Annotated in this window: 7 protein-coding genes and 1 pseudogene; all 8 read left to right on the top strand. The window is 66.1% G+C overall.

Features of this window, described 5'->3' with window-relative positions; all coding sequences use genetic code 11:
- Window positions 1–791, top strand: a 791-nt coding sequence (gene secY, locus G6W55_RS36935; protein WP_175524978.1) for a preprotein translocase subunit SecY, incomplete at its 5' end; no start/stop codon positions are given.
- A complete protein-coding gene (locus G6W55_RS36940) occupies window positions 791–1,453 on the top strand; it encodes an adenylate kinase (RefSeq protein ID WP_175524979.1) in 663 nt (220 codons plus the stop codon). The genes secY and G6W55_RS36940, both read left to right, overlap by 1 nt.
- Window positions 1,454–1,584: 131 nt before the next feature.
- Window positions 1,585–2,421, top strand: coding sequence for a type I methionyl aminopeptidase (gene map, locus G6W55_RS36945; RefSeq protein WP_175524980.1), 837 nt, complete (start codon window positions 1,585–1,587; stop codon window positions 2,419–2,421).
- A 255-nt stretch (window positions 2,422–2,676) separates the two neighbouring features.
- Window positions 2,677–2,898, top strand: coding sequence for a translation initiation factor IF-1 (gene infA / locus G6W55_RS39155; RefSeq protein WP_003948620.1), 222 nt, complete (start codon window positions 2,677–2,679; stop codon window positions 2,896–2,898).
- Between the two features lie 44 nt (window positions 2,899–2,942).
- A complete protein-coding gene (gene rpmJ, locus G6W55_RS36955) occupies window positions 2,943–3,056 on the top strand; it encodes a 50S ribosomal protein L36 (protein WP_003948619.1) in 114 nt (37 codons plus the stop codon).
- 201 nt (window positions 3,057–3,257) lie between these two features.
- Window positions 3,258–3,638, top strand: a complete 381-nt coding sequence (rpsM, locus tag G6W55_RS36960; protein WP_030788235.1) for a 30S ribosomal protein S13 — start codon at window positions 3,258–3,260, stop codon at window positions 3,636–3,638.
- A gap of 70 nt (window positions 3,639–3,708) precedes the next feature.
- Complete coding sequence (gene rpsK, locus G6W55_RS36965) at window positions 3,709–4,113, top strand: 30S ribosomal protein S11 (RefSeq protein WP_010354218.1); 405 nt, start codon at window positions 3,709–3,711, stop codon at window positions 4,111–4,113.
- Between the two features lie 115 nt (window positions 4,114–4,228).
- A pseudogene (locus tag G6W55_RS36970) lies at window positions 4,229–4,331 on the top strand (DNA-directed RNA polymerase subunit alpha); the annotation flags it as partial.

The following is a 4,331-nucleotide window of genomic DNA, read 5'->3' on the forward strand; positions in this document are numbered from 1 at the left end:
TGTGGCTCGGTGAGCTGATCACCGACCGCGGCATCGGCAACGGCATGTCGATCCTGATGTTCATCTCGATCGCCGCGACGTTCCCGTCCGCGCTGTGGGCCATCAAGAAGACGGGCACCCTGGCGGGCGGCTGGATCGAGTTCGGCACGGTCATCCTGGTCGGCCTGGTGATGGTCGGACTCGTGGTCTTCGTCGAGCAGGCCCAGCGCCGCATCCCCGTGCAGTACGCGAAGCGGATGATCGGACGCCGGGCCTACGGCGGTACGTCGACCTACATTCCGCTCAAGGTCAACCAGGCCGGTGTGATTCCGGTCATCTTCGCGTCGTCGCTGCTCTACATCCCCGCGCTGATCGTCCAGTTCACCGGATCCAAGGCCGGATGGTCGACGTGGATCCAGCAGAACCTGGCCAGCCCTTCGGCGCCGGTGCACATCACTTTCTACTTCTTCCTGATCGTGTTCTTCGCGTTCTTCTACGTGGCCATCTCGTTCAACCCCGAGGAAGTCGCGGACAACATGAAGAAGTATGGTGGCTTCATCCCGGGCATCCGGGCTGGCCGACCGACCGCTGAGTACCTGAGCTACGTACTCAACCGGATCACCTGGCCGGGTTCGCTGTACTTGGGCCTGATCGCTCTCGTGCCGACGATGGCGTTGGCTGGTTTCGGGGCAGACCAGAACTTCCCGTTCGGCGGTACCAGCATCCTGATCATCGTGGGTGTCGGTCTCGAGACGGTGAAGCAGATCGAGAGCCAGCTCCAGCAGCGCAATTACGAAGGGTTCCTCCGCTGATGAGAATCGTCCTCGTCGGGCCGCCCGGTGCCGGAAAGGGCACTCAGGCGACTCGCCTCGCCGAGACGCTGCGTGTTCCTCACATCTCCACGGGCGACCTGTTCCGCGCCAACATCAGCCAGCAGACGGAGCTCGGCAAGCTCGCGAAGTCCTACATGGACAAGGGCGAACTGGTGCCGGACGAGGTCACCATCGCCATGGCCAAGGACCGCATGGAGCAGCCGGACGCCGAGCGCGGTTTTCTGCTCGACGGCTTCCCGCGCAATGTGTCGCAGGCGGAGGCGCTGGACGAGCTGCTCACCACCGAGGCCATCAAGCTGGACGCGGTGCTCGACCTGGAGGCCCCCGAGGAGGAGGTCGTCAAGCGGATCGCCGGCCGGCGCATCTGCCGCAACGACTCCTCCCACGTCTTCCACGTCACGTACAAGAAGCCGGCCCGGGAAGGCGTCTGTGACGTCTGCGGCGGCGAGCTGTACCAGCGGGACGACGACTCCGAGGAGACCGTGCGCACCCGGCTGGAGGTCTACCACACGCAGACCGAGCCGATCATCGACTACTACAAGGCCCAGGGCCTGGTCGTGACGATCGATTCCATGGGTCCCGTGGAAGAGGTCACCGGCCGTGCGCTGGCCGCGTTGAAGCGCGAGGGCGACGACCGCTAGCCGTCGTCCCTGTACGGCCGTGGAGTCCCCCGGGACCCCACGGCCGTACTGTTGTGTAGTACATGACTGCTGTGCAGTACATGCCCCACCGAGTCCCCATCGACCTGAGTGACGGAGAGCGCAGGCCCCCCATGGTGCAGATCAAGAGCCCCGAGCAGATCGCCAAGATGCGTGCGGCGGGGCTGGTGGTCGCCGCCATCCACGCGGCCACGCGTGAGGCGGCGGTGCCGGGGGCGAGCACGAAGGATCTCGACGAGGTCGCGCGCAAGGTGCTCGCGGAGCACGGTGCGAAGTCGAACTTCCTCGGGTACGGCGGCTTCCCGGCGACCATCTGCACCTCGGTCAACGACGTGGTGGTGCACGGCATCCCGTCCGACGAGGTGGTCCTCAAGGACGGCGACCTCATCTCCATCGACTGCGGCGCGATCGTGGACGGCTGGCACGGCGACGCGGCGTTCACCGCGTTCGTGGGTTCCGGTCACGCCCCGGAGCTGGTCGAGCTGTCCCGGGTGACCGAGGAGTCGATGTGGGCCGGCATCGCGGCCATGAAGGCCGGCAGCCGGCTCGTCGACGTCTCGCGGGCCATCGAGACGTACATCCGCCGTCAGCCGAAGCCGGGCGGCGGGCGCTACGGCATCATCGAGGACTACGGCGGCCACGGCATCGGCACCGAGATGCACATGGACCCGCATCTGCTGAACTACGTCGACCGCCGCCGCGGCAAGGGCCCCAAGCTGGTCCCGGGCTTCTGCCTGGCCATCGAGCCGATGGTCTCCCTGGGCACCCCGCGCACGGAGGTCCTCCAGGACGACTGGACCGTCATCACCACGGACGGCACCTGGTCCTCCCACTGGGAACACTCCGTCGCCCTGACGGAAGAGGGCCCGCTGGTGCTGACGGCCCCTGACGGTGGCCGCGCGAAGCTGGCCGAGCACGGGGTGACTGCGGCCCCGGACCCGCTGGCCTGAGTGCCGGGCCCCTGGTCCTCGGCCCGCCCGTCGGCCGGAGGCCGGCGCAGCCGCGCCTTGACCGGGGCGCCGGATCCCCGCTTGCCTGATGTGGGTCGCGTAATGATCTCGTTCCTGGGGCAGACTTCTCGATTCGTGTTTCCGAGAGGGCTGACGTAGACTGACTCGTCGGCTCTCGTGCACCCGCATGTCCGCATGCGCCCGTTAGGGAAAAGCTCGGGAGTCGATCAAGGTAGTCGATTCGAAGGGCGAAGCGTGGCCAAGAAGCAAGGTGCCATCGAGATCGAGGGCACTGTCGTCGAGTCTCTGCCGAACGCCATGTTCAAGGTCGAGCTCCAGAACGGCCACCAGGTCCTGGCACACATCAGCGGCAAGATGCGTATGCACTACATCCGCATCCTCCCTGACGACCGGGTCGTGGTGGAGCTGTCTCCGTACGACCTGACGCGTGGCCGGATCGTCTACCGGTACAAGTAGATCTTGCCGGTTGCCCGGCAACTGACCCGGAGAACCTCACTTTCATGAAGGTCAAGCCGAGCGTCAAGAAGATCTGCGACAAGTGCAGGGTGATCCGCCGTCACGGTCGGGTCATGATCATTTGCGACAACCCGCGCCACAAGCAGCGCCAGGGCTGACCGCACTCCGATCACCCTCTGCATCGACATCGCAGAGACTTCGCGCGACGCGAGCTCAATATGTTCATAGGCAGGACCCAGTCGGTGCACGACACCGTCTGACACCCCCGGTTCGGAGGCCGGGGACCCGGTTCGTACCTGGTACGGCGGGCTGGGATCCGGTTCTGCGGAAGACCTCCGACGATCACCAGGAGCCATTGAATGGCACGCGTTTCCGGTGTTGACATCCCGCGCGACAAGCGCGTGGAGGTCGCCCTCACCTACGTGTTCGGCATCGGCCGGACCCTTTCCCAGGAGACGCTGGCAGCGACCGGCGTCGACCCCAACACCCGCGTCCGCGACCTCTCCGAGGAGCAGCTCGTCGCGATCCGCGAGTACGTGGACAACAACATCAAGACCGAGGGTGACCTCCGTCGCGAGATCCAGGCCGACATCCGCCGCAAGGTCGAGATCGGCTGCTACCAGGGTCTGCGTCACCGCCGTGGCCTGCCCGTCCGCGGTCAGCGCACCAGCACCAACGCCCGCACCCGCAAGGGCCCGCGTCGCGCCATCGCCGGCAAGAAGAAGCCGGGCAAGAAGTAGTCCTCAGCGGACAACGCTTCATCAGCGGTCTTCGCTGTAGGACCGACCACCTCCCCGTAGGAGTTTGTAGATGCCCCCCAAGGGTCGTCAGGGCGCTGCCAAGAAGGTGCGCCGCAAGGAAAAGAAGAACGTCGCGCACGGCCAGGCGCACATCAAGAGCACGTTCAACAACACGATCGTGTCCATCACGGACCCGGCCGGCAACGTGATCTCGTGGGCCTCCGCCGGTCACGTCGGCTTCAAGGGCTCCCGCAAGTCCACGCCGTTCGCCGCGCAGATGGCCGCCGAGTCGGCCGCCCGTCGCGCGCAGGAGCACGGCATGCGCAAGGTCGACGTGTTCGTCAAGGGCCCGGGCGCCGGTCGTGAGACCGCCATCCGTTCGCTCCAGGCGACGGGTCTCGAGGTCGGCTCCATCCAGGACGTCACCCCGACCCCGCACAACGGCTGCCGTCCGCCGAAGCGTCGCCGCGTCTGACGCACGGTTGTCTTGAGGTTCGGGCGGTACGGCTCCTTCGAGGCGTGCCGCCCGTACCCTTGCAGTACCAGTAGGACGTCAAATAGCGGGCGTCCCTGACTGAAGGAAACGAAACATGCTGATCGCTCAGCGTCCCTCGTTGACCGAAGAGGTCGTCGACGAGTTCCGCTCCCGGTTCGTGATCGAGCCGCTGGAGCCGGGCTTCGGCTACACCCTCG

The sequence above is a fragment of the Streptomyces sp. CAI-85 genome (assembly GCF_013363615.1).
Taxonomy (GTDB): domain Bacteria; phylum Actinomycetota; class Actinomycetes; order Streptomycetales; family Streptomycetaceae; genus Streptomyces; species Streptomyces antibioticus_B.

What these genes read in the sequence shown, in the direction of transcription:
- G6W55_RS36940 (WP_175524979.1), top strand. Translation starts at nt 791, where the DNA reads ATGAGAATCGTCCTCGTCGGGCCGCCCGGTGCCGGAAAGGGCACTCAG.
- map (WP_175524980.1), top strand. Translation starts at nt 1,585, where the DNA reads ATGGTGCAGATCAAGAGCCCCGAGCAGATCGCCAAGATGCGTGCGGCG.
- rpmJ (WP_003948619.1), top strand. Translation starts at nt 2,943, where the DNA reads ATGAAGGTCAAGCCGAGCGTCAAGAAGATCTGCGACAAGTGCAGGGTG.
- rpsM (WP_030788235.1), top strand. Translation starts at nt 3,258, where the DNA reads ATGGCACGCGTTTCCGGTGTTGACATCCCGCGCGACAAGCGCGTGGAG.
- rpsK (WP_010354218.1), top strand. Translation starts at nt 3,709, where the DNA reads ATGCCCCCCAAGGGTCGTCAGGGCGCTGCCAAGAAGGTGCGCCGCAAG.